21 protein-coding genes are annotated in these 25,954 nt (G+C 59.5%); 10 read left to right on the top strand and 11 right to left on the bottom strand.

Going from position 1 to position 25,954, the window contains the following annotated elements; all coding sequences use genetic code 11:
- Positions 1–5 precede the first annotated feature (5 nt).
- The 5 genes from J2W17_RS18475 to J2W17_RS18455 form a co-directional block, all read right to left on the bottom strand.
- The gene (locus J2W17_RS18475; RefSeq protein WP_307337144.1) at positions 6–1,247 is read right to left on the bottom strand and encodes a sugar ABC transporter substrate-binding protein; all 1,242 of its coding nucleotides are present in this window, start codon (positions 1,245–1,247) and stop codon (positions 6–8) included.
- A gap of 79 nt (positions 1,248–1,326) precedes the next feature.
- Entirely contained in the window at positions 1,327–2,832 is a 1,506-nt protein-coding gene (locus tag J2W17_RS18470; RefSeq protein ID WP_307337141.1) for an aldehyde dehydrogenase, read from the bottom strand.
- Positions 2,833–2,973: 141 nt separating this feature from the next.
- Complete coding sequence (locus J2W17_RS18465; RefSeq protein WP_307337139.1) at positions 2,974–4,251, bottom strand: carbohydrate porin; 1,278 nt, start codon at positions 4,249–4,251, stop codon at positions 2,974–2,976.
- Between the two features lie 125 nt (positions 4,252–4,376).
- Positions 4,377–5,549, bottom strand: a complete 1,173-nt coding sequence (locus tag J2W17_RS18460) for an iron-containing alcohol dehydrogenase (RefSeq protein WP_307337137.1) — start codon at positions 5,547–5,549, stop codon at positions 4,377–4,379.
- A gap of 40 nt (positions 5,550–5,589) precedes the next feature.
- Positions 5,590–6,741, bottom strand: coding sequence for a glycerol dehydrogenase (locus J2W17_RS18455; protein ID WP_307337133.1), 1,152 nt, complete (start codon positions 6,739–6,741; stop codon positions 5,590–5,592).
- Positions 6,742–6,962: 221 nt separating this feature from the next.
- Here J2W17_RS18455 and J2W17_RS18450 point away from each other — a divergent pair, with 221 nt between their 5' ends.
- The 7 genes from J2W17_RS18450 to J2W17_RS18420 all read left to right on the top strand — a co-directional run bounded on the left by J2W17_RS18450 (position 6,963) and on the right by J2W17_RS18420 (position 14,814).
- Positions 6,963–8,567 carry a GMC family oxidoreductase gene (locus J2W17_RS18450; protein ID WP_307337130.1) on the top strand — a complete coding sequence of 535 codons (1,605 nt, stop codon included), beginning with the start codon at positions 6,963–6,965 and terminating at the stop codon, positions 8,565–8,567.
- 15 nt (positions 8,568–8,582) lie between these two features.
- The gene (locus tag J2W17_RS18445) at positions 8,583–9,383 is read left to right on the top strand and encodes a shikimate dehydrogenase family protein (protein ID WP_307337127.1); all 801 of its coding nucleotides are present in this window, start codon (positions 8,583–8,585) and stop codon (positions 9,381–9,383) included.
- Positions 9,384–9,413: 30 nt separating this feature from the next.
- Positions 9,414–10,106 (top strand): SDR family NAD(P)-dependent oxidoreductase, encoded by a 693-nt coding sequence (locus tag J2W17_RS18440; RefSeq protein WP_307337124.1) that lies wholly within the window; start codon positions 9,414–9,416, stop codon positions 10,104–10,106.
- 129 nt (positions 10,107–10,235) lie between these two features.
- Positions 10,236–11,327, top strand: coding sequence for a glycerol dehydrogenase (locus J2W17_RS18435; RefSeq protein ID WP_307337121.1), 1,092 nt, complete (start codon positions 10,236–10,238; stop codon positions 11,325–11,327).
- Positions 11,328–11,432: 105 nt separating this feature from the next.
- Positions 11,433–12,320 (top strand): transketolase, encoded by an 888-nt coding sequence (locus tag J2W17_RS18430; RefSeq protein WP_307337118.1) that lies wholly within the window; start codon positions 11,433–11,435, stop codon positions 12,318–12,320.
- Between the two features lie 2 nt (positions 12,321–12,322).
- The gene (locus J2W17_RS18425; protein ID WP_307337115.1) at positions 12,323–13,303 is read left to right on the top strand and encodes a transketolase family protein; all 981 of its coding nucleotides are present in this window, start codon (positions 12,323–12,325) and stop codon (positions 13,301–13,303) included.
- Positions 13,304–13,506: 203 nt separating this feature from the next.
- Positions 13,507–14,814: an MFS transporter gene (locus tag J2W17_RS18420; RefSeq protein WP_307337112.1), complete on the top strand. Its 1,308-nt coding sequence runs from the start codon at positions 13,507–13,509 to the stop codon at positions 14,812–14,814.
- 130 nt (positions 14,815–14,944) lie between these two features.
- Here the strand turns inward: J2W17_RS18420 and J2W17_RS18415 are convergent, their stop codons facing one another.
- The 6 genes from J2W17_RS18415 to J2W17_RS18390 all read right to left on the bottom strand — a co-directional run bounded on the left by J2W17_RS18415 (position 14,945) and on the right by J2W17_RS18390 (position 23,810).
- A complete protein-coding gene (locus J2W17_RS18415; protein WP_307337109.1) occupies positions 14,945–16,327 on the bottom strand; it encodes an efflux transporter outer membrane subunit in 1,383 nt (460 codons plus the stop codon).
- Entirely contained in the window at positions 16,320–19,502 is a 3,183-nt protein-coding gene (locus J2W17_RS18410) for an efflux RND transporter permease subunit (protein WP_307337106.1), read from the bottom strand. Before J2W17_RS18410 ends, J2W17_RS18415 begins: the two co-directional genes overlap by 8 nt.
- On the bottom strand, positions 19,499–20,707 hold the full coding sequence (locus J2W17_RS18405; protein WP_307337103.1) for an efflux RND transporter periplasmic adaptor subunit: 1,209 nt from the start codon (positions 20,705–20,707) through the stop codon (positions 19,499–19,501). Before J2W17_RS18405 ends, J2W17_RS18410 begins: the two co-directional genes overlap by 4 nt.
- Positions 20,708–20,768: 61 nt before the next feature.
- The gene (locus J2W17_RS18400) at positions 20,769–20,906 is read right to left on the bottom strand and encodes a hypothetical protein (protein WP_307337100.1); all 138 of its coding nucleotides are present in this window, start codon (positions 20,904–20,906) and stop codon (positions 20,769–20,771) included.
- A 289-nt stretch (positions 20,907–21,195) separates the two neighbouring features.
- Entirely contained in the window at positions 21,196–22,674 is a 1,479-nt protein-coding gene (gene gabD / locus J2W17_RS18395; protein ID WP_307337097.1) for an NADP-dependent succinate-semialdehyde dehydrogenase, read from the bottom strand.
- Between the two features lie 11 nt (positions 22,675–22,685).
- On the bottom strand, positions 22,686–23,810 hold the full coding sequence (locus J2W17_RS18390; protein ID WP_307337094.1) for a zinc-dependent alcohol dehydrogenase family protein: 1,125 nt from the start codon (positions 23,808–23,810) through the stop codon (positions 22,686–22,688).
- Between the two features lie 274 nt (positions 23,811–24,084).
- Here J2W17_RS18390 and J2W17_RS18385 point away from each other — a divergent pair, with 274 nt between their 5' ends.
- The 3 genes from J2W17_RS18385 to J2W17_RS18375 are packed head-to-tail and all read left to right on the top strand — an operon-like array spanning position 24,085 to position 25,954.
- Positions 24,085–24,525: a cupin domain-containing protein gene (locus J2W17_RS18385; RefSeq protein ID WP_008024140.1), complete on the top strand. Its 441-nt coding sequence runs from the start codon at positions 24,085–24,087 to the stop codon at positions 24,523–24,525.
- A complete protein-coding gene (locus J2W17_RS18380) occupies positions 24,522–25,580 on the top strand; it encodes an L-dopachrome tautomerase-related protein (protein WP_307337091.1) in 1,059 nt (352 codons plus the stop codon). The genes J2W17_RS18385 and J2W17_RS18380 overlap by 4 nt, the downstream gene beginning before the upstream one ends.
- Entirely contained in the window at positions 25,577–25,954 is a 378-nt protein-coding gene (locus J2W17_RS18375) for a hypothetical protein (RefSeq protein ID WP_307337088.1), read from the top strand. Before J2W17_RS18380 ends, J2W17_RS18375 begins: the two co-directional genes overlap by 4 nt.

The raw sequence follows: 25,954 nt of genomic DNA, 5'->3' as shown, positions 1-25,954 counted from the left end.
CGAAATCACTTCATCGCGGTTTTGATCTGCTCGATGGAACGGAAGGGAGGGACGGTGTCGGTCGTCGGCGGCAGGCTGTCAGCCTTGATGAACGTGTCGACGTTATCCGGTGTGATCAGAGTTACAGGAAAGTACGAGGCCAGCGGCAGATTGTTGGCATTCAGGCCCTTTTCGAGAATCTGGTGGATCAACTCGATGGCCGCCACACCGGTTTCCGAACCACTATTGGTGGCGCTCACCAACAATTTGCCTTGTTTGATCAAGTCCAGCGCCACCCGAAAGCTGCCGGCGCCTGACGCGACCATCACGCTGTTTTTCTTGCCGGCATTTTCAAGCGCATTGATCGCACCAATGGCGATGAAGTCGTTCTCTGCCAAGACCAGATTGAGCTTGTCGCCTTGGGACGAAAGGATATCTTCTGTGGCGGCCAGACCACCTTCTTCAGTCCAGTCGCCACGGCCCCAGGCCAGCACGTTGAAGCCACCTTCGGGCCAGCTGAAGCTACCTTTGGCCTTGACCTGCTGGAACAGCTTGAAGCCTTTGAGCATCGCGTCTTCTTTGGACAAACCCAGCTTGCGCTCTTGTGCACGGGCATAGACGATCCCGGAGATCATGCCGTTGAGCCGGCTTTCGGACGTGGAGTTGCCCATCACCCCGATGACCATCGCGGCGTTGATCACCTTGGCCGGATCGGTCTTGGCGGCCACGTAACGCCCGGCCTCGAAACCACTGCCGTACGGGTTGCCGGTGCTGGTGGTGATGACTGGAGCGCGAGCGTCCGGGGCGGTACCAACGGTGATCACCGGAATGCCGGCGGCCACCGCACGTTCGACATCCGACACCGAGCCGAGAACGTCGGTTGGGTCAATCACGATCAGGTCGACGCCCAGGGTAATGAAGTTATCGACCTGGGCGCTCTGCTTGGCGACATCACTGTCCGCCACTTGCAGTTCGATGTCGTAGTTGTACTTTTTGGCTATGGTTTTCGAATCGTCGATCATCGAGACAAACCAGGGGTTGCCCAGTGTGATTTCAGTCCAGCCGATCCGCAGACGCTCGCCCTTCTTTTTCAGCGGCAAGGCTTTGTTGATCGACGTGCGATCAGGCATGTCGGGGTCAATCACCCCGGACAAGGCGGTGTTGGGCATCAAACTATAAATTTCATGCTTGGGCGCAGCCCAGGCGTGAGTGCCGATCAGGCCCAGCAAGGCCAATGTGGTGATCGATCGAACAGCTGACAGCTTCATAATTATTATTCTCCGGTGCGCTGATTTTGTTCAGTGCTGCAGGTGCTGTTACACACAGCACCGGTTGCTCATTGACGGCTCAGTCCTGCAAATCGATCCAGGCAGATTTGAGTTCCGAGTATTTGTCCAGTGCGTGCATTGAGCGGTCACGACCGTTGCCCGATTGCTTGTAACCGCCAAACGGCATGGTGATGTCGCCACCGTCGAAGCAGTTGACCCAGACGCTGCCGGCGCGCAGCGAGCGGATGATCGAATGGGCCCGCGAGAGGTCGCTGGTCCAGAGACTGGCTGCCAGGCCGTAAGGCGAATCATTGGCGATGCGCACCGCATCCAGATGATCCCTGGCGTTGATCACCGACAACACAGGGCCGAAGATTTCCTCGCGGGCAATGGTCATGTCATTGGTGACGTCGTCGAAGATCGTCGGCGGGATGAAAAAACCGTCGGCCAAGGCTCCACTGGCACGCTCGCCGCCAAGGATGATGCGGGCGCCCTCTTCCGAGCCTTTTCGGATGTAGCCGAGCACGCGATCCATCTGCGCCTTGTCGACCATTGCACCGAGTTGGGTGGCGGGATCAAGCGGGTCACCGATGGCGATGGTCCGGGCGACTTTCAACACTTCGGCGACAAACTCGTTGCGAATGCCCTCCTCCACGATCAATCGCGACGGCGCCACGCACACTTCACCCTGGTTGAAAAACATCGACCGGGCAGCGGTTGTCGCGGCTTTTTCCAGGTTGCGGCAGTCATTGAGAATGATGTTCGGAGTCTTGCCACCGCACTCCAGCCACACCCGTTTCATATTCGACTGGCCGGCGTACTGCAGGAACAGTTTGCCGACCTCACCGGAACCGGTGAACACCAGCGTATCGACATCCATGTGCAGCCCAAGCGCACGGCCAGCGGTAGGACCGAAGCCCGGCAACACGTTGAACACACCCGGTGGAATGCCCGCTTGTGCAGCCAGCTCGGCGATGCGCAGTGCGGTCAGCGGAGACTGTTCGGCGGGTTTGAGAATCACTGAGTTGCCCATCGCCAGCGCCGGGGCGACTTTCCACATCGCCATCAGCATCGGGAAATTCCATGGGGTCACGGCGGCAACCACGCCAATGGCTTCGCGGGTAATCATGCCCAGTGCGCCCGGTCCTGAAGGGGCAATTTCGTCGTAGACCTTGTCGCAACATTCGGCGTACCACTGCAGGCATTCAAGCACCGCATGCACATCAAAGCCGGCGCTTTCGGACACCGGTTTGCCCATATCGAGGGTTTCCAGCAACGCCAGTTCAGTCATGTGCTGTTCGAACAACGCAGCGAACCGCAGCAGAACTTTCTTGCGTTCCTTGGGTGCCAGTTGCGACCACACGCCGCTGTCGAACGCCTGTCGAGCGGCCTTGACTGCGACGTCGACGTCTTCGGCCTGGCAGGATGCCACGTGATTCAGCACCTGGCCGTTGCGCGGAGAAATGTTGGCGAAGGTTTCGCCGCTCAAGGCATCGACGAACCGGCCATTGATAAAGGCTTTCCCTGGCAGATTCAGGGCGGCGACTCGCTGCTGGACCGCAGCGATATCAACGAGAGTGTTCATGCTGTTGCGTCTCCTGTTTGTTGTTGTAGGCGTAGGCGCCCAACGACGATATATCATGCATTATCGAAATTACAAGCGAAGAAATGCCCTGATTCAGGGTGTTTTATTAACAAGTGATGTTCGTAAAAAACGTGTAATCCCTTAAAAACTGACCTCGGTTTTCAGGCCGAAGACCACGACGCTTTTGTCCCCGCTCAGTCCACCGGGATTGGCGACGTATTGCACATTGGGTCGCAGGGTCAGGGCCGGCGTCACGCTGATGCCGTAGTACAACTCCATCGGATATTCGGTGTCCGGCGCCGGTTGGGTGAAAGCGTTTTGCTGTCGAATACGCTTGGCGGATTTTTCATTCACCTCAAGGCGACCGATCGCCAGGCCGATTTCATCCTGAGGCCGCGCTGCAAACGGGCCGCTGATAAACGCGCCGACGTGAAAGACCTTTTCCACGTAGGACACATCGCGATCCGATTGGATGAAGTTTGCGAACAGGGTTAATCCACGGGCGCTGTTGCTCGGGTCCTGATAGACCCGCTGCTCGGCCATGCCGTAGTAACCGCTGGCCTGATCGTGCTGATCCGGCGCATTGCCGGTCAGGCCGATGGGCTGGCCATTGATGTCGTGATAGACATCGTTGAAATCGCCGGTATTGCGCCAGATCCCCGCACGATAGCTGCCGGGCAGACCGTTTAGGGTCGGCGTCCACGCCAACTCGCCGACCGCCAGATAACCGGTGGTGCCCGAAGGACTGCCGAAGTCCAGGCCCTGGGAGTTTTCGGTGAAGCGAGGGTTGACCTGATACAGCGAGGCATTGAGCGACAGCTCGTCAGTCAGCTTCGCCGCCACCGCAGCCCCCCACTGGCTGACGGGCCAGGTGAACCAATTGGGGGTGATGTAACCCGGCACCGTGCCGCAGAACGTCAGGTTTTGAAACTTGCAGGAAAACGGGAACACATCGCCACTCATTGGCAAGCGCCCCAGTTTCACCACCAGTCGATCATCCAGCAGCGCCTGCTGGTAATAGAACTGCACCAGGCGGGTAACGCTGCCGTAGCCGTAGATTTCCTGGGCAGCCAGCAAGGTGTTGGTGCCGGCCTCCGCGGTGAGGTTTTCGCCATTGCGGTTGCTGAAGGTCATGCGAAAACTCGCCCCTTGCCAGCCCACCAACTTCTGCAGATCAAAGTTGGTATCAATCATCAGCTGATCGCTGTAAGTCCCTTTGTGTTCGTCTCCGCCCTGGGTGTTGTAGGCCAGTTCGTTAACGTAGGTCAGTTGAAAATCCACGCCCTTCTCATGCAAGCGAGTGCGTTCGCCGTTCCAGTCCCCCAGCAAAAAATTATTCGGCGAGTAACTGGCCGCATGAGCACCCGGTAATGCGCAGGCGCTCAAAAGTCCGACGGCAACTATCGTTCTGTTGGTCATTATTATTGTTCCCGAAACTGTTTTTATTGTTGGTCTTAGTGTTTTTCGAGCATGCAAAACCCCGCCAACCCAACTGACGGGTCGGTCAAACTTCTTTCTTCAGAACTTCGTGACAGAGACTTCGGTTAGAAACACATTCTGACGATGTCGGCGACCTCCTCTTTGCTGTTGATTTTCTTCGGATGACAGGCCAGGTCCTGGTTGAAACTGGTCCAGACGGTTTGGGAAAACTCTTCGATCTGCTCCGGGCGCAAACCATAGCTGCGGAAAGTGTCGGTGACGCCCAGAGTGGTAAACAGTTTTTGCAGGATGTCCGGAAGGCGCGCGGCGCGTTCGGTTTCAGCAAGACTCAGCGTCGACGGATCGAGAATCCCGGCCACCCGCGCGAACTTGTCCGCGCACACCGGCAGCGTCCAGCGGATGACATGTGGTGTGCTTGCCGCGACGGTGCCGCCATGCGGTGCGTCGGTCATCGCCCCCAATGGCTGACCCAGGGCATGGGACACCGTGACGCCGGCACTGGCAATCGCCATGCCGCCGAGGGTCGAAGCAAACGCCATGCGGGCGCGCGCCTCCAGATCTTCGCCGTGTTCCACGCACTGCCGTGCATTGGCCGCGAACAGTCGAATCGACTCCAGCGCGACCATTTCCACCCAGGGCGTGCAGTGAATACTGATGTACGCCTCGAGCGCGTGGCAGAAGGTGTCGACTGCGGTCAACGCGGTCAGCTTCGGCGGTTTCGACACCAGAATCTTCGGGTCAATCAAGGCAACATCGGGGTAGATGAACGGGTTGACGATGGCGCATTTCAGGCCCAGTTCAGGATTGTTGATCACCGCAAACGGAGTCGCTTCGGTACCGGTGCCCGAGGTGGTCGGCACCACCAGCAAAGGCAGCCCACGGCTTTGCGGGCGGGTCACGGCTTCACCGAGGCGCTCGGTATAGTCCCAGCAATTGCCGCCATGAACGGCAACGAACGCCACGGCTTTGGCCGAGTCGATCGCACTGCCGCCGCCCACCGCCACCACCACATCACAAGCGCTATGGCGAACGTGCTCGACCGCTCGATCAATCGTGGTATGCCGTGGGTTGGGCACGATGTCGTAGAACTCGACAAACTGCAGGCCACGCTCGGCGAAACTGCCGGTAATTTGCGCGACCAGATCGCTGCCTTGGAGAAACGGGTCGACCATCAAGAAGACCTTTTTGCCGAACGGCTCGACCTTCTCGCCCATGCGCTTGATCGCCCCGACTTCAAAGTCCAGGGTCAGCGGCAGACTTGCCTGAAATGCTTTCATCAGTTCACCTGTTGTAATGGCGTGTGCGCTGCAGACGGGTTCATCCCGCCAGCAACGACCCACCTTTTTTGTAGAGTTGGCCAAGGTCGCTGGCCGAGATCAGTGCCGCTTTCATTTCGTCGAAGGTCACTTCAAATGGCTCAACGTTGCTGGTCTGGCCAGGGTCGGCGGCCGTGCGCGCCACGCAGTCGAGTTCGTTTGCGGTGATGTCGGCCAGCCCCAGGTCTTCGAAGGTGACCGGCAAACCGATGCTCAGGCAGAACCTCAGCACCGTATCCAGTTCACGGCTGGATTTGCCTTCGAGCACCAGCATCACCAGCACGCCGAAAGCCACGTACTCGCCGTGGTACATGGTCGCCCGGCCCCCCAGTTCGCTGAACCCGCAATACACCGCATGGGCAGTCGCCACGCCGTTGCTTTCGAAACCGATACCGCTCATGAGCGCATTGGCTTCCACCACGCGATTGAAGGCTTTGGTCACGCATTGCTGTTCAGCGGCGCGCATGGCTTGCAGGCCATCCTCAAGCAGCACCCGATAACACAGCTCGGCGATGGCCATGGAGGTCAGCGTCGATTTCGCACCGCCGCCGCCGTCCTTCAATCCCACACCGGCATTGCCGAGAAAATTGTCCCGGTGCGATTCGACACAGGTGCGCGCTTCGAAATACGTCGACAGCGCATCGCCCATTCCAGCTACCAGCAGACGCACCGGCGCCTGGGCGATGATCCAGGTATCGACCACCACCACGTCCGGGCTGCGTTCATAAAAAAGCACGTCGTCAAACGCGCCCGCTTCGGTGTACAGCACCGACAGCGAACTGGTGGGTGCGTCGTTGGAAACGATAGTGGGGACGATGCACAGCGGCACTTTGGCCTGATTGGCAACGGCTTTGGCGGCGTCGAGCACCTTGCCGCCACCGACACCAATCACACCGTCGCATTCAAGCGCGCTGATGCTTGCCGTGAGCCGCTGGATTTCCTGCCGCGTCACTTCGCCGGAAAAAATCGCGTAATGCAACTGAGTGCGCTCGGCATCGAAACTGGCGCTCAGGGTCTGTTTCAGGCTGTCGAGGCGACCCTGAGTGGTGATTACCAAAAACCGCCGACCGAACCAGGCCACATGCCGGTGCAGTCGATCGAGTTCCTTGTAGCCCTGGATATAGCGGCCGGGTGCAGCAAACATTTGAGTCATGTCATCGTCATCCTGGCCTCGTCGAGGAGGCTTTTTTTATTGCTTTGAGGACGTTTGCGAGAATCTCATCTCTCGGCGGAGAGATGATATATCATATTTTATTTATAACCGCCAACAGCTTTTCGCCGGAATGCAGAGCGCTGAAAACCCGGGATTGACGCTTGGGGGGGATGAAGATATATGATGCATGAAAATAAAAACGACGCGGTTTGGAGAAAGGCATGCACGATTACATTGTCATTGGAGGCGGCTCGGCGGGCTGCGCGTTGACGGGTCGCCTGATCGAGGCAGGCGCCTCGGTTCTGCTGATCGAGGCGGGCCCACGCGATACTCACCCGTTGATTCATATCCCCGCCGGGTTTACCCGGCTGCTGTCCAGCCCGCTGCTGTCACGCCACGAAACCCAACCGCAAACAACCATGGACGGACGCAAACGCATTCTTCCGCAGGGTCGAGTGCTGGGCGGTGGAAGCTCGGTGAATGCGCTGATCTATATCCGCGGCCAGCACGAGGACTACGACGACTGGGCCAGCGCCGGCTGCAATGGCTGGTCGTTTCGCGAAGTGCTGCCGTACTTCAAGCGTGCCGAGGACAACGAGCGCTTCGACAATGGCTACCACGCTACTGGCGGCCCGCTCGGTGTTTCTGACCTCAAGCAAGTGTGCGAACTGTCCCGTGGTTTCGTGCGCGCTGCGCAGCAAGCCGGTATCCCCTTCACGCCCGATTTCAATGGCGAACGCCAGAACGGCGTCGGCTTCAATCAGATCACCGCGCGCAACAATCGCCGCTGCAGCGCAGCCGTGGCGTACCTGCGTGAGGCGGAAAAATCCGATCTCCTCACGGTCGTCACCGACGCCACGGTGCAACGAATCCTCATCGAAGGCGAACAGGCCGCTGGGGTCGAGTACATCCATAAAGGCCAACGGGTGCAGGCGCGAGGCAGCAAAGAAGTGATCCTCAGTGCTGGCGCCATTCAGTCACCCAAGCTGTTGATGCTGTCCGGAATCGGTAGTGCCGAAGAGCTTCAGCGCCATGGCATTCCGCTGCTGCATGAGCTGCCCGGCGTCGGCCAGAACCTGCAAGACCACGCGGAAGTCGGCAGCATTGCCTACTGCCACGGAAAGTACGGTTACTACGGCCAGGACAGCGCCCTCAACACGGTCAAGAACGGTCTGCAGTACTTGATGTTCGGCAGTGGCCCGGTCAGTTCAAACGTCACCGAGGCCTGTGCGTTCGTCAACACCGACAACGCCCAGGAAAGGCCCAACGCGCAGATGCATTTCGTGCCGATCGTGTTTTTCGACCTCGATCAGGACGTCATCAAAAAACCCGGCGCGACCATCAACACCTGCGTGCTGCGCCCGATGAGCCGAGGCGAAATCCGCCTGGGCGACAACAAGGCCGACACCCCGCCACGCATTGATCCTCGTTATTTTGCCCACCCGGAAGACCGGCGTGTCGCGATCAAGGGCTTGAACCTGTCGCGGGAAATTCTCGCGCAACCGGCCATGCGTGCGTACACCGGCGAAGAGGTATTCCCGGGACTGAGCGTGCGCAGCGATGAAGCATTGCTCAGCTACATCAACCAGCGCGCCAAGACCGTTTACCACCCGGTTGGCACCTGCAAGATGGGTGACGACGAAATGGCCGTGGTCGACCCGCAACTGCGGGTTCGCGGCGTGCGCAATCTGCGGGTGGTCGACGCCTCGATCATGCCCAACCTGATCTCCGGCAACACCAATGCACCGTCAATCATGATCGGCGAAAAAGCCGCGGACATGATCCTCGGGCGAGCCGCGTTGCCGGCGTCTACAGCACATTTTTGAAAGAGGAGTCTCCACATGCCCATCAGCGGTAAAACCCGAGTCGTCGTGCACCTTACCTACCCGGCCAAACACTTGCGCACCCCGGAATTCTTCAACCCGTTGCTGGAACGGCTGGGCTATGACGGCGTGCTGGTGCCCTGGGAAGTCTCCCCGGACAACCTTGCCACCGCGTGGGAAGGATTACGCGGGATCGAGAATCTGGCGGGGGTGATTGTCACCGTTCCGCACAAGCTGGAGGTGGCGAAATTGTGCGATGAACTGCAAGGCACGGCCCGTGTGCTCAACGTGTGCAACGTTGCCAAACGCCTGCCCGACGGGCGCTTCAGCGGGCGCATGTTTGACGGCGACGGCTTTGTCGGCGGCCTGAAAAAACAGGGCCACGACCTGAGCAATAAACGCGTGCTGTTGCTGGGTGCGGGCGGCGCGGCGACCGGCATCGCCCATGCGTTGCTCGCCGAAGCGATTGAAGAACTGGTGATCAGCAACCGCACACCGGCCAAGGCCGAAGAGCTGGTGCGTGAACTGCGGCAGATTTTCCCTGACCGGCAGATCAATGCCGGCCCCGCCGACGCGACGGGTTTCGATGTGGTGATCAACGGCACGGCGTTAGGCCTAAAAGCTCACGACCCGTTGCCGCTGCCCGCCGACACGCTCGCCCCCGGAACGGTGGTCGGTGAAGTGGTCATGAACCCGGACATCACGCCGCTGTTGAGCGCCGCCGCCAAGCGCGGCTGCGTCATCCACAAAGGTGCGCACATGATCACCGGCCAGATCGATCTGCTGGCCGAGTTTCTGTTTTCCAAAACCGGTGTTTAACACGCCCTCCGCAATGCATAAGGAAAGACCATGAAAAAGACTGCAATCATTACTGGCGGCGGCTCCGGTATCGGCCTGGCCACCGCACAACGTCTGCTCGCTGACGGTTATGAGGTGTTCACCGTCGGGCTCGGCGAACCCGAGCAGCGCGTCGAAGGCATTCATTACCAGGAACTCGACGTGACCAATGACGACGCGGTGAAGAGCTTCTTCGGCCCGTTCGAGCGCGTCGACGCCATCGTCAATGCCGCCGGGATCATTGACCACAACCGCGAGTGGGAGCTGGACGGTTTCAGCCGGGTCATGGACGTCAATCTCACGGCCGTGCTGCGCCTCACCAACGCCGCCCTGCCCGGCCTGAAAGCCGCTCGCGGCGCAGTGGTGAACTTCGCCTCGATGTGGGGGATTTTCGGTTCTGCTAAGACCCCGGCGTATGCGTCGAGCAAAGCCGCCATCTCCGAGCTTACACGCTGCATGGCAGTTGCGTGGGCGACCGATGGCGTGCGCGCAAATGCGGTGGCGCCGGGCTGGATTCTGACCAACCTGTCGCGACGGGCGTTCGAAGATCCGGCGCGCTCGGAAGGCATCATGGCGCGTATTCCGATGAAAAGCTGGGGCGCGCCGGAAGACGTGGCCAATGTGATCGCCTTCCTCGTTTCCGACAACGCGCGCTACGTGACGGGTACGACGTTGCCCGTCGATGGCGGGTATTCGATCGCCTGACGTCATCTCGTCGCTTGAGTGCTTGACCGTTTAAAAACATGATATATCATGCATCACAACAAGACCGAGCACTTGGCAACCTGCCGCCGAGCCTCGAATAACAATAAGCAGTGAAGTGAGAGGTGCTGAATGAATCTGGTTTTCGGCTCGCCCGGACGGTACGTCCAGGGCACTGAAGTGCTCGCTCAGGCGGGCACTTATCTGGCGCACTGCGGACGCAAGGCCGTGGTGGTCATCGACAGCTATGTGCTGGGTCTGATCCGCCAACGACTCGATGACACTTGCGCGCAATCGGACGTCGAGTTGCACTACATCACCTTCGACGGCGAGATCACCGCCGACGGGATTGCCGGCCTACGAGCGGCTGCCGCTGAGGTCGGGTTCGACATGATCCTGGCCGTCGGTGGCGGCAAATGCATCGACGCCGGCAAGGCCCTCGCCCACACCTCCGGTCGTGCGCTGATCACCATGCCGACCGTGGCCTCCAACGATGCGCCCACGTCGAAAAACTACGTGGTCTACGACGCTCATCATCAACTCAGCGAAGTCGGGCATCTGCTCGTCAGCCCTCGCTACGTGCTGGTGGACACCTCGCTGATTGCCCAGGCCCCGCGCCAATTCCTGCTCGCCGGGATTGCCGATGCGCTGACCAAAAAATTCGAAGCCGAGCAGTGCTACAAATCCGGTGGCGTGAACATGTTCGGCGCACGCCCGGCGCTGTCGGGGCTGGTGCTGGCACGCGAGTGCTACCGCATCATTCGTCAATACGCCGAGCCGGCGCTGGCCCAGGCCGGCACCGGCGAGGTAACGGTCGCCTTCGATCACCTGATCGAAGCCGTGCTGTTGATGAGCGGTCTGGGGTTCGAGAGCGGCGGCCTGTCGATTGCCCACGCGATGACACGCGGCCTGTCGAAAATCCCCGGTGCACAACAGCAGGTTCACGGCTGGCAAGTGGCGTATGGCTTGCTGGTGCAGCTGGTGCTGGAGGACCGCGATGCCGAACTGATGGGTGATATGTTGAGCTTCTATCAGCGTATCGGCTTGCCTCGCAACCTGACCGAACTGGGCGTCCTCAACGTCGACGATTCGGTACTGATGCAAGTGGCCGAGCCCACCTTGAAAGCCCCACACGCTCGCAACTTTGCCACGGCCTCAGGCGGCGCACCGACGTGCGACGAACTGATCGGGGCGATGCGCGCGCTCGAAGGGCTGACCCACTGAGCACTGACTCAAAACCCTGTTGAACACACAACCACCCCGTTGAAGTTCAAACCCCGCCACTGAGATTCAACTTCAACAAATTCATGCCTGTGATTGGAGGTAGAGATGTCTGCACCCCGAAAAACACTCGAACAGTGGAAAGCCAGCAACTTTGTGCCTTCCGCCGAGACGGTTATCAAGTTGAAAGACCGGGCGAAATTCGTTCGTCTTGAAACAATCCGCCTGATCGAAATCGCCAAGACCGGCCACTACACCTCGGTGTTTTCCGCCGCTGAATTGTTCTCCGCGCTGTACTACGACGTGATGACGATTCGTCCCGATGAACCGAAGTGGCCCGGCCGCGACCGCTTCCTGATGGGCAAGGGCCACGCCGCCGTGGGCCAGTTCCCGATACTGGCAGACCTTGGCGTGTTCCCCAAGGAATGGCTCGATGAATACACCCGCCTGGGCAGCCCTCTGGGCGATCACCCTGACATGCGTAAAGTGCCCGGCATCGATTTCTCTTCCGGCTCCATCGGCCACGCCCTCTCCGGCGGCCTGGGCATGTGCCTGGCCCAACGCTTCACCGGCGAAGTCTACGACGTGTTCGTCATGCTCGGCGACGGTGAAATGCAGGAAGGCCAGGTCTGGGAAGCCGCGATGAGCGCCGCCCACCACAAGGCCAAACACTTGATCGCGATAGTCGACCGCAACGGCTTCCAGCTCGACGGCTCGGTCGACGACGTGATCGGCATCGAACCGCTGGACGAAAAATGGCGCGCCTTTGGCTGGGAAGTGCATGTCATCGACGGCCACAACATCGCTGAAGTGACCGAAACCCTGCGTCGAGTGAAAGCCGACGAAACTCGCGACAAACCGGTGTGCATCATCGCCAAAACCGTCAAGGGCAAAGGCGTTTCCTACATGGAAACCGAACCCGGCTGGCACCTCGGTTACCTCGACCCGGAAGACGCCAAACGTGCTATCGCTGAAATTGAAGCCATGGAGATCTGAACATGAATGCCCCTCTTTCCCCCAATTCCTGGCAGTACCGTGGCCTCAACGCCCTCAACCCGGGCCTGTCCTATTTGTCCGATGCGCTGATTGAACTGACCAAGGCCGGCTACCCGGTGATGGCCGGTTCGGCTGACTTGCAGTACTCCAACGGCCTGAACAAATTTGCCGGTGAGTACCCAGAGCGCTACCTGCAGTTCGGTATCTCCGAGCAGAACATGGTGACCGCCGCCGCGGGCCTGGCCACCTGTGGCGTGATGCCGTTCGTGGCGACTTTTGCATCGTTCCTCGGCCTGTTGTGCTGCGAACAGATCCGCATGGACGTCGCCTACTCGGCGCAACCGGTGCGCTTGATCGGGCACCACACCGGCATTTCCCTGGGCTTTTACGGTACTTCGCACCACGCCACTGAAGACATCGCCACCATGCGTTCCATTGCCGACCTGGCGGTCGTTTCCCCTGCCGACGGTCCGCAACTGGTCGCGGCGATCCGGGCGTCGGCCACCTACGACAAGCCGGTGTATTTCCGTATCGGTCGCGGTCGCGATCCGATCGTTTACAACGACGACGTCGTCTTCGAATTCGGCAAGGCCCATGAGCACATCGAAGGTGAAGAACTGACCATCATCGCTTGCGGTATCACCGTGCACGCGGCGCTGACAGCGGCTCGCAAAATGAACGCTGAAGGACGTTCCGTGGGCGTGATCGACATGGCCTCGATCAAGCCGATCGACCGTGATGCCATCCTGCGCGCCGCTGCACGCAGCAAACGCATGATGACCGTCGAAGAGCACAACGTGCTGGGTGGCCTGGGGGCTGCGGTCGCTGAAGTGCTGTCGGACGAAGGCGTCGGCGTGAAGCTCAAGCGCCACGGTATCTACGACGAATACAGCCTGATCGCTCCGCCGACGCACTTGTACCAACACTACAAGCTGGATGCCGCCGGTATCGAGGAAGTGGCACTGGCGCACATCAACGCCTGACACACATTCCTTGTGGGAGCGGGCTTGCTCGCGAAAGCGGTGTGTCAGTAACCGTCAAGTCATCTGACCCAACGCCTTCGCGAGCAAGCCCGCTCCCACTCTGGATTTTAGTTTGAAGGGACACCTCGTTTTTTCAGGGAGCTTTACGCACTCCATCGTCACCCACCACGTCCCGTGGTTCATGAAACATCTCGGAGCCAACAATGAATAACATCACCGAGACCATGTCCGATTACTCGACCGGACAGGCCAAAACACGTACCTCTCTGCGCAGAAAGTCATTGATGGCCACCGGCGTCGGCAACTTGCTGGAGTGGTTTGACTGGACTATTTACACCGTCGCGTCGGTGTACATCGCCGCCGCACTCTTCGATAAAAGCAACGCAACGTCTGCATTGCTGAACACCCTCGCGGTCTTTGCCGCGGGGTTTCTGTTGCGGCCTATCGGCGGGATCTTCTTCGGCATCCTCGCCGACAAACTGGGAAGGCGCGTGGTGTTGCTCAGCACCATGCTGTTGATGGCTGGCGCGAGTTTGCTGATCGCCTTTATTCCCTCTTATGATTCGATTGGCAGTTGGGCTTCAGGACTCTTGCTGCTCGCCAGGCTGGTACAAGGTTTTGCCCATGGTGGTGAAACCACCACCTCCTACGCCTACATCGCCGAAATCGCACCGCCGAAGAAACGAGGGTTGTGGTCAAGCACGGTGTTTATCGCGGTTGGCTGCGGCTCGTTGCTGGCGACGTTCTACATGGCATTGCTGACGTCATTGTTGTCCGTGAGTGAAATGCAGGAGTGGGGCTGGCGTATCCCCTTCGCCACAGGTGGTCTGTTGGCCGTCTTTGCCTTGTGGCTGCGTCGCAACATGATGGAAAGTGAACACTCGCCGAGTGCTGGCGGTGAATCAACAGCGCCAGCCTGGAGTCGAGGCAAGATCATCCAGCACGGCGTGCGTCTGTTTCTCTATGAAGCCGGTGCCACATTGACCTACTACACCTGGGTCACCTCGGCCTCGATCTACGCCATCAGCGTCAAAGGCATGGACCCACGCAGCGCGTTTACCATGAGTTGCATTGCACAGGTCATCTACCTGATCTTCCTGCCGGTTTCCGGCTGGATCTCGGATCTGTGGGGACGCAAGATTTCGGCGCTGATTTCCTTGCTGGGGATTGCCGCCACGCTGTTCCCGCTGTGGGGTCTGATTTCCAGTGAACCGTGGACGTTGATGGTGGCGCAAACCGCAGGCTTGTTGTTGGTCGCCTTTATCACCGGTTGTAAACCGGCCTCGATCTCCGAACAGATCCCGACCCGCTATCGCACTCGGATGTTCGGGGTGTGTATTTCTCTCGGTGTGGCAGTGTTCGGCGGCACAGCCTCCTACCTGACAACGTGGTTGTACTCGGAAAACATTGGCTGGATCTTCAACATCTATTTGATCGTTGTCGCGGTCATTGCAAGCGCCGTGGTGATGATGTGGAAAAACAACCACGGTGTACCGATCGATAAAATCTGAAATGAATGACCTGTGAGAGCGAGCTTGCTTGCGAAGGCAGTAAGGCAGTCAACATCGATGTTGAATGTCCGGCCGTCTTCGCGAGCAAGCTCGCTCCCACACAGGTTCTCTACAAGGTTCTACAGCTGGGTTAACCGCCCAACGCATTCACCAACGCCGCTTGATTCTGCCACTGAGCGGTCTTGACCTGGGACAGCGCATTCTGCGCCGCCAGTTGCACCCGCTGAGCCTGCAGCACATCAAGGAACGGCGTCTCCCCGGCCTGCCAGGCGCGCTGAATCTGCTCGGCGGCTGAGCTGGCTTGACTGGCCGCACTGGCCAGGAAAGTCTGACGTTCGGCATTGCGTTGGGCAGCAGCCAGCGCTGACTCCACCTCGGAAACGGCCGTCAACACGGTGCGTCGATAACTCAGCAACGCCTGCCGCGCTTCGGCATCCCGAAGATCGACCACGTTGCGCCGACGACCGCCATCGACCACCGGCACACTGGCATTCAAGCCGGCCAGCCAGAACGTCGAACTGGCCAGATAAGCGGCGCTCACACCATTAATCAAAGACCCCAACGTAGCCGACAGGCTCAAGCGCGGCATCAGATCCGCCTTGGCCACACCGACCCGCGCATAGGCCGCAATCAAGCGTGCTTCGGCGGCGCGTATGTCGGGACGGCGACGTAGCAGATCTGCAGGCGTACCGGCATCCAGCAACGACGCCGTCGAGACGTTCGCCGGACGCTCCTTGAACTGCTGATAAAGCGTATCGGTCGGCTGGGCGAGCAGCACTGACAAGCGATGCAGCGAACGTTGCCAGTTCAGTTGCAGCGCTGGCACTTGGGCGGCGGTGGAATCGGACTGCGAACGGGCGCGAAGCAAATCCGCTTCAGGACTGTCCCCCGCTGCGTACAACTGCTCAGTCAACTGCAAGGCTTCAGCCTGACTGGCGGCACTTTGCTTGACGATCGCCAGGCGCTCCTCCAGCCCACGCGCCTCGGCATAGGCTTGAACCACTTCAGTGATCAGCGCCACACGCACCCCTCGCGCCTCCTCTTCGGTCGCGTTGAGGTCGGCGTCGGCAGCCCGCACGCCTTCGCGAATACGGCCGAACAGATCGATCTCCCAGGCAGCACTCAACCCGACCGAGGTCGGCTCGGTGATCAGCGAGTCAGTGAAACCCGCCTGATCCGCCGAGATCCGCTGACGCGCGACACTCGCCCCCAGATCAACCTGAGGGCTGCCGGAAGCCCCGGCGATATTACGCAATGCGCGCCCGGCATCGATCCGCGCCAATGCGATCTGCAGGTCAAGGTTTCCCCCGAGTGCGCGCTCCACCAGACGGTCGAGCAACGGGTCCTGATAAAGCTTCCACCAATTGTCTGTCGCGCTGGCGGGTGCGACCGCTTGAGCGTTGACGAAACTCTCGACCGGCAAGTCGCTCTTGGGCGGCATGACCGGGGAGGCACACGCGCTGAGTAGCGCTGCCCCAAGTAACAGACCCGGGACGCTGAGATAATTATTCATGGGCCACGCCCTGTTCAGAATGGATGGATTGAGGCTGTGCCTGACGCTCGCCACCGGCCATTCGGCGAATCAACACATAGAAGACCGGCGTGAACAGCAGACCGAACAACGTGACGCCGATCATTCCGAAGAACACCGCCGAACCGACTGCCTGACGCATCTCTGAACCCGCACCCTCGGACATCACCAACGGCAACACACCGAGAACGAAGGCCAGCGAAGTCATCAGAATCGGGCGCAAACGCAGACGACACGCCTCGACGACCGCATCAACGATGCCCTGTCCTTCTTTCTCCTGTTGCCTGGCTACTTCGACGATCAGAATCGCGTTCTTCGCCGCCAGTCCCACCAGTACGATGAAACCGATCTGCGTCAGGATATTGATGTCCAGCCCCATCAGGCGTACGCCACCGGCAGCTGCCAGCAGACACATCGGGACGATCAACAGGATCGCCAGCGGCAGACTCCAGCTGCCGTACTGCGCCGCCAGCACCAGGTACACGAAAATCACACACAACGGGAACACCAACAGCCCCATGTTGCCGGCCGTGGTTTGCTGATAGCTCAGGTCAGTCCACTGATAGGTTATGCCTGCCGGCAGCGTCTCTTCCGCCAGACGTTCCATGGTCTTGATGCCGAATTCGGAACCCAGGCCCGGCAATGTATCGCCATTAATTTCCGCAGTCGGAAACAGGTTGTAGCGCGGGAATCGCTCCACACCCAGCGCCTCATGCAGACGCGTCACACTGGCAATCGGCACCATCTGACCGGCATCGTTGCGCACCTTGACCCGTGACAGATCCTCTGGCGTGACTCTGTATGGCAAGTCCGCCTGCGCCGTCACTCGATAAGTACGTCCCACGAGGTTGAAATCGTTAATGTAGGACGAGCCAAAGTACGTCTCGATGGCCTGGTTGATCTGGCTGCTTGGTACGCCCAGCATTTCAGCGCGCTCGCGGTCCAACTCGACGAACACTTGTGGCGTCCTGGCCGAGAACGGTGAGTAAACGCCGGTCATGCCTTGAGTGGCGTTGGCGGCAGCAATCAGGTCGTCGGTTGCCTTGGCCAATGCTTCGGTGCCCAGCCCTGCCGTGTCCTGCAAACGCATGGAGAAACCGCCGGTGCTACCCAACCCTTGAACCGGGGGTGGCGTGGCGACAATCACCGTTGCACCGCTGACCACTTTCAAACGCTCGCGTAAATCTTCGGCGATCTTGTCCGACGTCAACCCATGCACTTTACGCACGGACCACGGCTGGAACACAGGCGCCAGACCGGCCGAGTTCGAGGAACTGGTGCCGGTCACCATCGAGAAACCGGAGAACGTCGGCACGCGATCCACCCCCGGCACATCCAGGGCAATAGCCTCGATCTGCTGGGAAATTTCGTTGGTCCGCTCCAGCGACGCGCCGTCCGGGAGCTGCACGATGACCACCAGATAACCGCGATCCTGAACCGGAATGAAGCCCTTGGGCGTCGACACCAATAGATAAGCTGTCGCGGCAATCAACACCGCGTAAATCGCCAGCATCAATGGAGTTTTTGCCACCAGGCCACGCACGCTGCCGGCGTAGCCTGAAGAGAGTTTCAGGAAGCCGCTGTTGAAGCCATCGGCGGCACGTTTGAGCACACCAAAGATGCCTTTCTTCGGCTGCTGATGAGCTTCAGGATCATGTCGGCGCAGAATCATCGCCGCCAGCGCCGGCGACAAGGTCACCGAATTAAACAACGAGATCGCTGTGGCCACCGCAATCGTGATTCCGAACTGGCGGAAGAACTCACCGGAAATACCCGGAATGAACGCAGTCGGAATAAACACTGCACACAACACCAGGGTAATGGCGATCAAAGCGCCGCCGATTTCCTGCATGGTGACGATCGTCGCTTCCAGCGGGTTCTTGCCATCAGCCAGATGTCGCTCGACGTTCTCCACCACCACGATGGCGTTGTCGACCACAATCCCCACCGCCAATACCAGCCCGAACAGGGTCAGGTTGTTGATCGAGTAACCGAGCATCGCCATGACCGCAAACGTACCGACCAACGACACCGGAATCGCCAGGATCGGAATGATCGACGGACGCCAGCCTTGCAGGAAAATCATGATCACCAGCACTACGAGGATGACCGCCTCGTAGATGGTCTTGCCCAGCTCACCGATGCTGTCGGCAATAAACGCCGTCGGGTTGTAACCGATGCTGTATTCGATGCCCTCCGGGAATTCCTTGCCGATTTTCTGCATGGTCTCTTCGACCACTTTCATCGTCGCCAGCGCGTTGGCGCCCGGACGTTGGAGCACTTGCAGACCGATGGCCGGGTTACGCAAGTAATAGGTGTTGTTGACGTACGCGAGCCCGGCGATTTCCGTGCGCGCGACGTCCTTGAGTCTCACCAGACGACCCGCCGTACCTGACTTGAGGACGATGTTGTCAAAGTCGGCAGGCTCTTTCAGTCGGCCCTCGAAAATCAGGTTGGGCTGAAAGGCCTGGGACGCCACCGGCGGCTGCGCGATCACGCCACCAGCCACTTGCGTGTTCTGCGAACGCACGGCGGCGATGATGTCGGCGGGTGTCAGGTTGAAGGCTGCAACACGTTCCGGATCCAGCCAGATGCGCATCGAATACTCACGCGCACCCAGCGGGTTGATGTCGCCAACCCCGTCGATGCGCTTGAGCACATCGGCGACATTACGGATCGCAAAGTTGGAAACGTAGAGCTGGTCGTAAGTGCCCTTCGGCGAGGAAATGAAGATCGTCGACAGCTGCGTCGGCGATGACTTGCGCACCGTCACGCCACTGCGCTGCACCGGTTCCGGCAAACGCGGCGTGGCCAGTGCCACACGGTTCTGCACCAACACCTGCGCCTTATCGACATCGGTGCCGCTCTTGAAGGTCACGGTCAGGTTCAGGCTGCCATCGGACGTCGCCTGGCTGTACATGTAGAGCATGTCTTCAACGCCGTTGACCTCCTGCTCGATCGGGATCGCCAATGTCTCGGCCACGGTCTGCGCTGAGGCGCCGGGATAGGTCGCGGTCACCACCACTGTGGGCGGTGCGATGTCCGGGTACTCGGACGTCGGCAAAACCAGATAAGCCAAGCCACCGATGATCATCAAAACGATTGAAAGCACAATCGCCAGCACCGGTTGTTCGATGGATGTGCGTCCCAGGCTCATAACGGCGCCCCTTGGGTTTCAGGGGTTTTCGCGGCTTGGGCCACCACTCGATCCTCGGCCGTGGCGGTATCGCCAGCACGGACGCGCTGCAAACCATCGACGATCACCCGGTCCTGCTCCTGCAGACCGCTGGAGATTTCGCGCAAACCGTCGTGCAGTTTGCCGAGCGTCACGGGGCGAATTTCGACCTTGTTCTGCGGGTTGAGCACGTAGACGACTTTGCGGGTGGCGTCGACGCTGATCGCGGTGTCCGGTAGCAACAACGCCGGGTAAGCCGCCTGACTGGAGAACTGCACCCGGCCAAACTGCCCGGGGCTCAACTGCAGGTCTTTATTGCTGACCCGGGCACGCTGGCGCAAGGTGCCGGTGGACGGGTCGAGCCGGTTATCGATGAAGTCCATACGGCCGGTCATGCTCGGTTCGACTTCACCCGGCAAGGCAATCCGCACTTGGCTCTGGTTGGCGGCAGTGTTCGCCTGGCGACGGTATTTGAGGTGGCTTTGCTCGTCGATATCAAAGTAGATATCGATCGGGTCAAGCGACACGATGGTGGTCAGCAATGTCGCGCTGCTGTTGCCACCGTTGACCAGGTTGCCCTCGCTGATCAGCTTGCGGCTGATGCGTCCGCTCATGGGCGCGGTGATCCGGGTGAACTCCAGATCCAGCCTGGCGTTGGTTAGCGCACCTTCGGCGCTCAGGACTTCGGCTTGTGCCGCCTGACGTGCCTGCAAGCGCTGCTCGTAAAGGCTGCGGGCGATGGTTTTGGATTCGATCAGGACGTTGGCCCGGGCAAACTCCTGCTCGGCCAGCGCCAGTTGCGAGCGCACCTGGGCCAGTTTGCCTTGAGCCTGGACCACCGCTGCCTGGAACGAGCGCGAATCGATCACGAACAGCAGATCGCCCTTCTTGACGATGGCCCCATCCTGAAACGCGACTTTCTCCAGATAGCCACTGACCCGCGAACGAACGTCCACCGAGTCGGTGGCCTCGAAACGCCCGGTAAAACCGTCCCAGTCGGTGATTACCGATTTGACTGGCTGGCTGACCGTGACGCTCGGCGCCACCGTTTTGCTGCTGGTATTATCGGGACCGCAACCGCTCAGGGCAGCCGTCAGTGCAAGACTGATCGCTGAAAAAGCCGCGCCTTTTATCAGCTTCGATTTGATTGGCAATGCGGGCGATTTCCCCGTTGTATGCACATTCATTTTTCCTACTCCGAAGTTAAAAAAACCAAAACATCCGCTCAATCGTTTAGAACAGGTTTAATCAACTTCCGACAGCGCGCTCATTCAATGCCTTATTGCGATCAACCAAGGCACCCGACTCTTCTGCATGAAGTGCAAATGATGCGGATAGAGCTGTAAACGTAGCAATTGCGGCAACCAGTTTTTTGAAGTAAGTCATGTGGGGCAATCTCGGTAGTGAATAAGATGGAAAGGATTTTCCAGCACTACTCACCGAAGATAAACCGCAAGAATACGAAAACAATATTGACTAAAAGACAAGAGCGAACGCTCTATCACAAGGGTTTTACAAACACCATCGCAACGGTTCGGCGCCAAGCGACAATGACTTGTGAAGCGCATTCACCAAAGAGTGTTTATTAAGACAGGCGATAAACCAAGAGATTAAAGCGCGGAACTGTTTAACTTTAAAAAAAGGGAGATGACCCGGCGATCATCCCCCTCAACTATCAGCGATCAATACCTCCCAGACACAAGTATTTAATCTCGAGATAGTCCTCGATGCCGTACTTCGAACCTTCACGGCCCAGCCCCGACGATTTGACGCCACCGAAGGGCGCGACTTCCGTCGAGATCAACCCTTCGTTGATTCCGACAATTCCGCACTCCAGTGCTTCGGCCACACGCATGATCCGTCCGATATCACGACTGTAGAAATACGAGGCCAGGCCAAACTCGGTGTCGTTGGCCATTTCGATGGCTTGCGCCTCAGTGCTGAAACGGAACAACGGCGCCACGGGACCGAACGTTTCCTCGCGAAACACCTTTGATTCCCTTGGCACGTTCACCAGGATCGTCGGCCGGTAAAAGCTGCCTCCCAGCGGATGACGCTCGCCACCGGTCAATATGGATGCGCCACGCTCGACAGCATCGGCGACATGTTCTTCTGCCTTGCGCACTGCGTTGTCATCAATCAGCGGACCGATCGTTACACCGTCTGCAAAGCCGTCGCCGACCTTCAAGGCCTCGACGGCGGTTTTCAGTTTCGCCGCAAAGGCATCGTAAATACCGTCCTGCACCAGCAAGCGATTGGCACAGACGCAGGTCTGTCCGGCGTTGCGGTACTTGGACGCCATTGCGCCCTGCACGGCGGCATCCAGATCGGCGTCGTCGAACACGATGAAAGGCGCGTTGCCACCGAGTTCCATGCTGGTCTTTTTAATCGTGGGTGCGCATTGGGCCAACAGTGTCGCGCCCACTTCAGTGCTGCCGGTGAAGGACAGTTTGCGCACGTCCGGGTTGGAAGTCAGCTCGCCACCGATCTCACTGCCTGGCCCGGTAATCACGTTGCACACGCCCGCAGGCAGGCCGGCACGCTCGGACAGCACGGCAATAGCAATCGCCGAAAACGGCGTCTGGCTGGCCGGGCGCAACACACCGGTGCAACCGGCCGCCCACCCAGGCCCGGCCTTGCGCGTGATCATCGCGGCGGGGAAATTCCACGGGGTGATCGCCGCAAACACGCCGATAGGTTCTTTCTGAACGATGATCCGGCTGTTGGGTGAATGGGAGGCGATGGTGTCGCCGTAGACCCGCTTGCCCTCCTCCGCGAACCACTCGATAAATGAAGCCGCGTAGGTGATCTCGCCACGACTTTCGGCCAGTGGTTTGCCTTGCTCGGCCGTCATGATCCGTGCGAGGTCTTCGCGGTGGGTGATCATCAATTCGAACAAGTGCCGCAGTTTTACCGCGCGCTCCTTGGCGGTCAGCGCTCGCCATGCCGGTTGCGCGCGTTTGGCGGCAGCGATGGCCATTACCGTTTCGTCAGCCCCGAGTGAAGGCACGCGCCCCAGCGCTTTACCGGTAGCCGGGTTGGTGACGGTGATACTGCGCCCCTCGCCCACCTCCAGCCATTGGCCGTTGATGTAGTTCGCCTCACGAAACAGCGACGGGTCATCGAGTGTTGCCAGGAAGTGTGTATCAGCCATGCTGTCGCTCCTCAAAATTCAATGACCTGGCGCACCGCGCTGCCATCATGCAAGCGATCGAAACCTTCGTTGATATCGTCGAGTTTGAGCTTGCCGCTCAACAACCGGTCTACCGGCAGGCGGCCGTCACGATAGAGTTCGATGAACCGCGGAATATCGCGCAGCGGTACGCAGGTGCCAATGTAGCTGCCCTTGAGCGTGCGTTCCTCACCCACCAGTTGCACGACATTGACCGCCAGCGCCGAACCGGGCGGTGGCAGGCCGGCAGTGACGGTCATGCCTCCGCGTTTGGTCATTTGCATGGCGTTCTCCAGTGCACGGATTGACCCGGCCATTTCGAACACATAGTCAGCGCCGCCCCCGGTCAACCGCCTCACCTGCTCAACCGCGTCCGCGTCGCCGCCATTGACCACCGCGGTAGCCCCGACTTCCCTGGCCAGTGCTAGCTTCTCGGGCGACAGGTCGACCGCAATGATTTTACTCGCCCCGGCAGCCCTTGCGCCTAACACCGAAGCCAGCCCTACGCCGCCCAGCCCGATAACCACGGCGGTCGAACCCGCCCGTAATTGCGCGGTATTGACTACCGCCCCGACGCCCGTCAACACCGCGCAACCAAACAGAGCGGCTTCGACAAAAGGCAAATCGCGGTCAATCTTGACCACCGAGTTGCGCGACACTACGGCGTACTCGGCAAACGCCGAAACACCGAGGTGGTGATGGACGTGACCGGCGGGGCTGCTCAAACGCACGGTTCCGTTGATCAGCGTGCCGGCGGCGTTTGCCTTCGCACCCGGCTCGCAGAGCGCCGGACGGCCTTCGGCACAAGGCAGGCAATGACCACAACTGGGCATGAACACCATAACCACATGATCGCCCGGTTCAAGGTCACTGACCCCTTCACCCAATGTTTCGACGACACCTGCCGCTTCGTGCCCCAGCGCCATGGGCATTGGCCGTGGGCGGTCGCCATTGATGACCGAAAGGTCGGAATGGCAAAGGCCGGCGGCGCGAATACGCACCAGCACCTCGCCCGGCCCCGGTGGTGCCAGCTCAATGGTTTCGATCGCGATCGGTTTGCTCTGGGCATACGGCGGCGCAACATTCATGTGTCTTAGAACAGCAGCTCTGACTTGCATCTTCCGTCTCCAACGCAGCTGGACTCGATAGTGAGTACTTATCACTATGCCGCAGCCCGCCCGCGTCAGAAACGCATCGCCGGGCGTAGCTCTTTGGAATTGAATTCGCAAAAGCACCACATCCCGACGGGCACGCCGGCGGGGCGAATTGTTATTTGGATTCTCAAATCTTGTGCCCGGCCACGGCATTCCCTGCCTTCCATGCAGTGCTTATCCTAAACCCACAAACAACATCGCAGCGTCCTTCCAACGACGCCTGAACGAGGGTTTCAAGATGACCGAAGCAAGCACCCGAAAAAAACTGGTCGAGGCCGCCCCCCACGCCTCTTTCAATCTCGACGAGATCGTCAAAACGTTCCCCGAAACTGCCGAAACGCTCTTGGTCGACACCCGACTGACCGATGAAGACGAAGCCAGCGCCCGCGTCTTTCGGGTTTATCACCCGACCCCTGCGCACTACCACGCCACCTGTGACGAATACCTGATTGTGCTGTCAGGGCGTGCGACCTTTTTCATGGGTGACCGTGAAGAGTTCGAGGTGGGCCCAGGCGAAATGTTGTTCTTCAAGAAGTTCACCATTCACGGCATGCCGAAGATCCTCGAACATCCGCTGTTCATGGTGTCGGTCGACACCCCGCGGCGCGATCCAAGCGACATCATTTTTGTCGATCCTTCCAGCGGCACCGCTGAATCGTTCGTGCAGGCCAAGCCATGAACAGCAAGCCTCTGGAGATTTTTGCGACCTTCCCGGTCGAACGTCCGGGCAATCCTACGGTGATGCCTGACGGACGAGTGCTGGTGTCGGTATCCGCCATCATCGCACCGGATATCTCGGTGCGCGCAGTGTCGGAGGACGGCGCGCATTCGGCCTATCCCAATGAGGCCTGGGCCGGCAAACCTGGCGCCGATGGACGCGGTATGTCCGCCGTGATAGGCATCCGTACCGACCCCGAGGGTATCGTCTGGATACTCGACATGGGCAATGCGCAGCAACAGCCCCGGCTCATCGCCTGGAATGACAAAGAGCAAAGTCTGCACCGCCTGATCGTGTTGCCACAGAACGTCCTGCGCCCCAGTTCCTTCACCCAGGACTTTGTCATCGACTGGCGACGCCAGCGCATTTACATCGCCGACATGACGATGAACCCTACAGGCGTCAGCGACTATCCCGCCATCGTCGTGGTCGACCTGCAAACCGGGCTTTCGTGGCGATCGTTGGAGTGCTATCCAGGACTGATGCCTGGCGATGTGCCGTTGATGGTTGCGGGTAAACCACTGTCGTTGCGCACACCCGAAGGCGAGGTCATCCCTTACCAATATGGTCTCAACCCCATCGCAATCGACCCGTTGGGCCGCTGGGTGTATTTCGGTTCGATGTCTGCGCGCAAGGTCTACCGCATCGCCACTGAAATCCTCGCGCAACCCGCAAGCACAGCGCTGCTGAGCGAGGCGGTGGAGTACTGGTGCGAGAAGCCGCATTGCGACGGTTTTGATGTCGACGCCCAGGGCAACGTCTATGTGACCGATATCGCCAACAACGCGATCGGGCTGGCGTCGCCGGCCGGCTACCGCATTCTCGCCCAGGATGACCGTCTGCTCGGCTGGCCGGATGGTGTTGAACTTGATGCCCAGGGTAAATGGCTCTACATCACGGCCAACCAATTGCACCGCCATCCGCTGCTCAATGCTGGTGAAGACGACAGCCAGCCACCCTTTCACGTGTTGCGTTTGCGGGTGGACGCACCGATGGGGTTGAGCGAAACACGATGAGCAATAGCTGTGTTGCGCCAGTGGCTATTGCACTGTTGCTGATGACGGTCAGCGCCATCGCCTTGGCGCTGACCGAAAGCGGTGTCGGGATCGGTGTCTGGATCTACGTCATGGTGGCCATCGCGGCCATAACGTTCTCGCGTGCCAGGCCAGACTGTTGGCCCGGTCGCCTGTTCGACGGATCGAGAGCCTCACGGACCTACCTGGCCCATCGTCTGTTGACCCAAATGGCGGCGCTGGTGTGCTTGCTGTCAGCCCATTATGTGAGCGGGAAAACATCGGCAGTCCTCTCGGTTGCCGGTCTTCTGCTGTTCATTCATACCTTGGCGCTCGCGCGTCTGCCCCGGCTTTCCCGACCGCAAAGGATGCACTGA

Source organism: Pseudomonas lini (genome assembly GCF_030812475.1).
Taxonomy (GTDB): Bacteria; Pseudomonadota; Gammaproteobacteria; order Pseudomonadales; family Pseudomonadaceae; genus Aquipseudomonas; species Aquipseudomonas lini_A.
The sequence above is the reverse complement of the archived record's forward strand: the minus strand, read 5'-3'. Positions and strand labels throughout refer to the sequence as shown.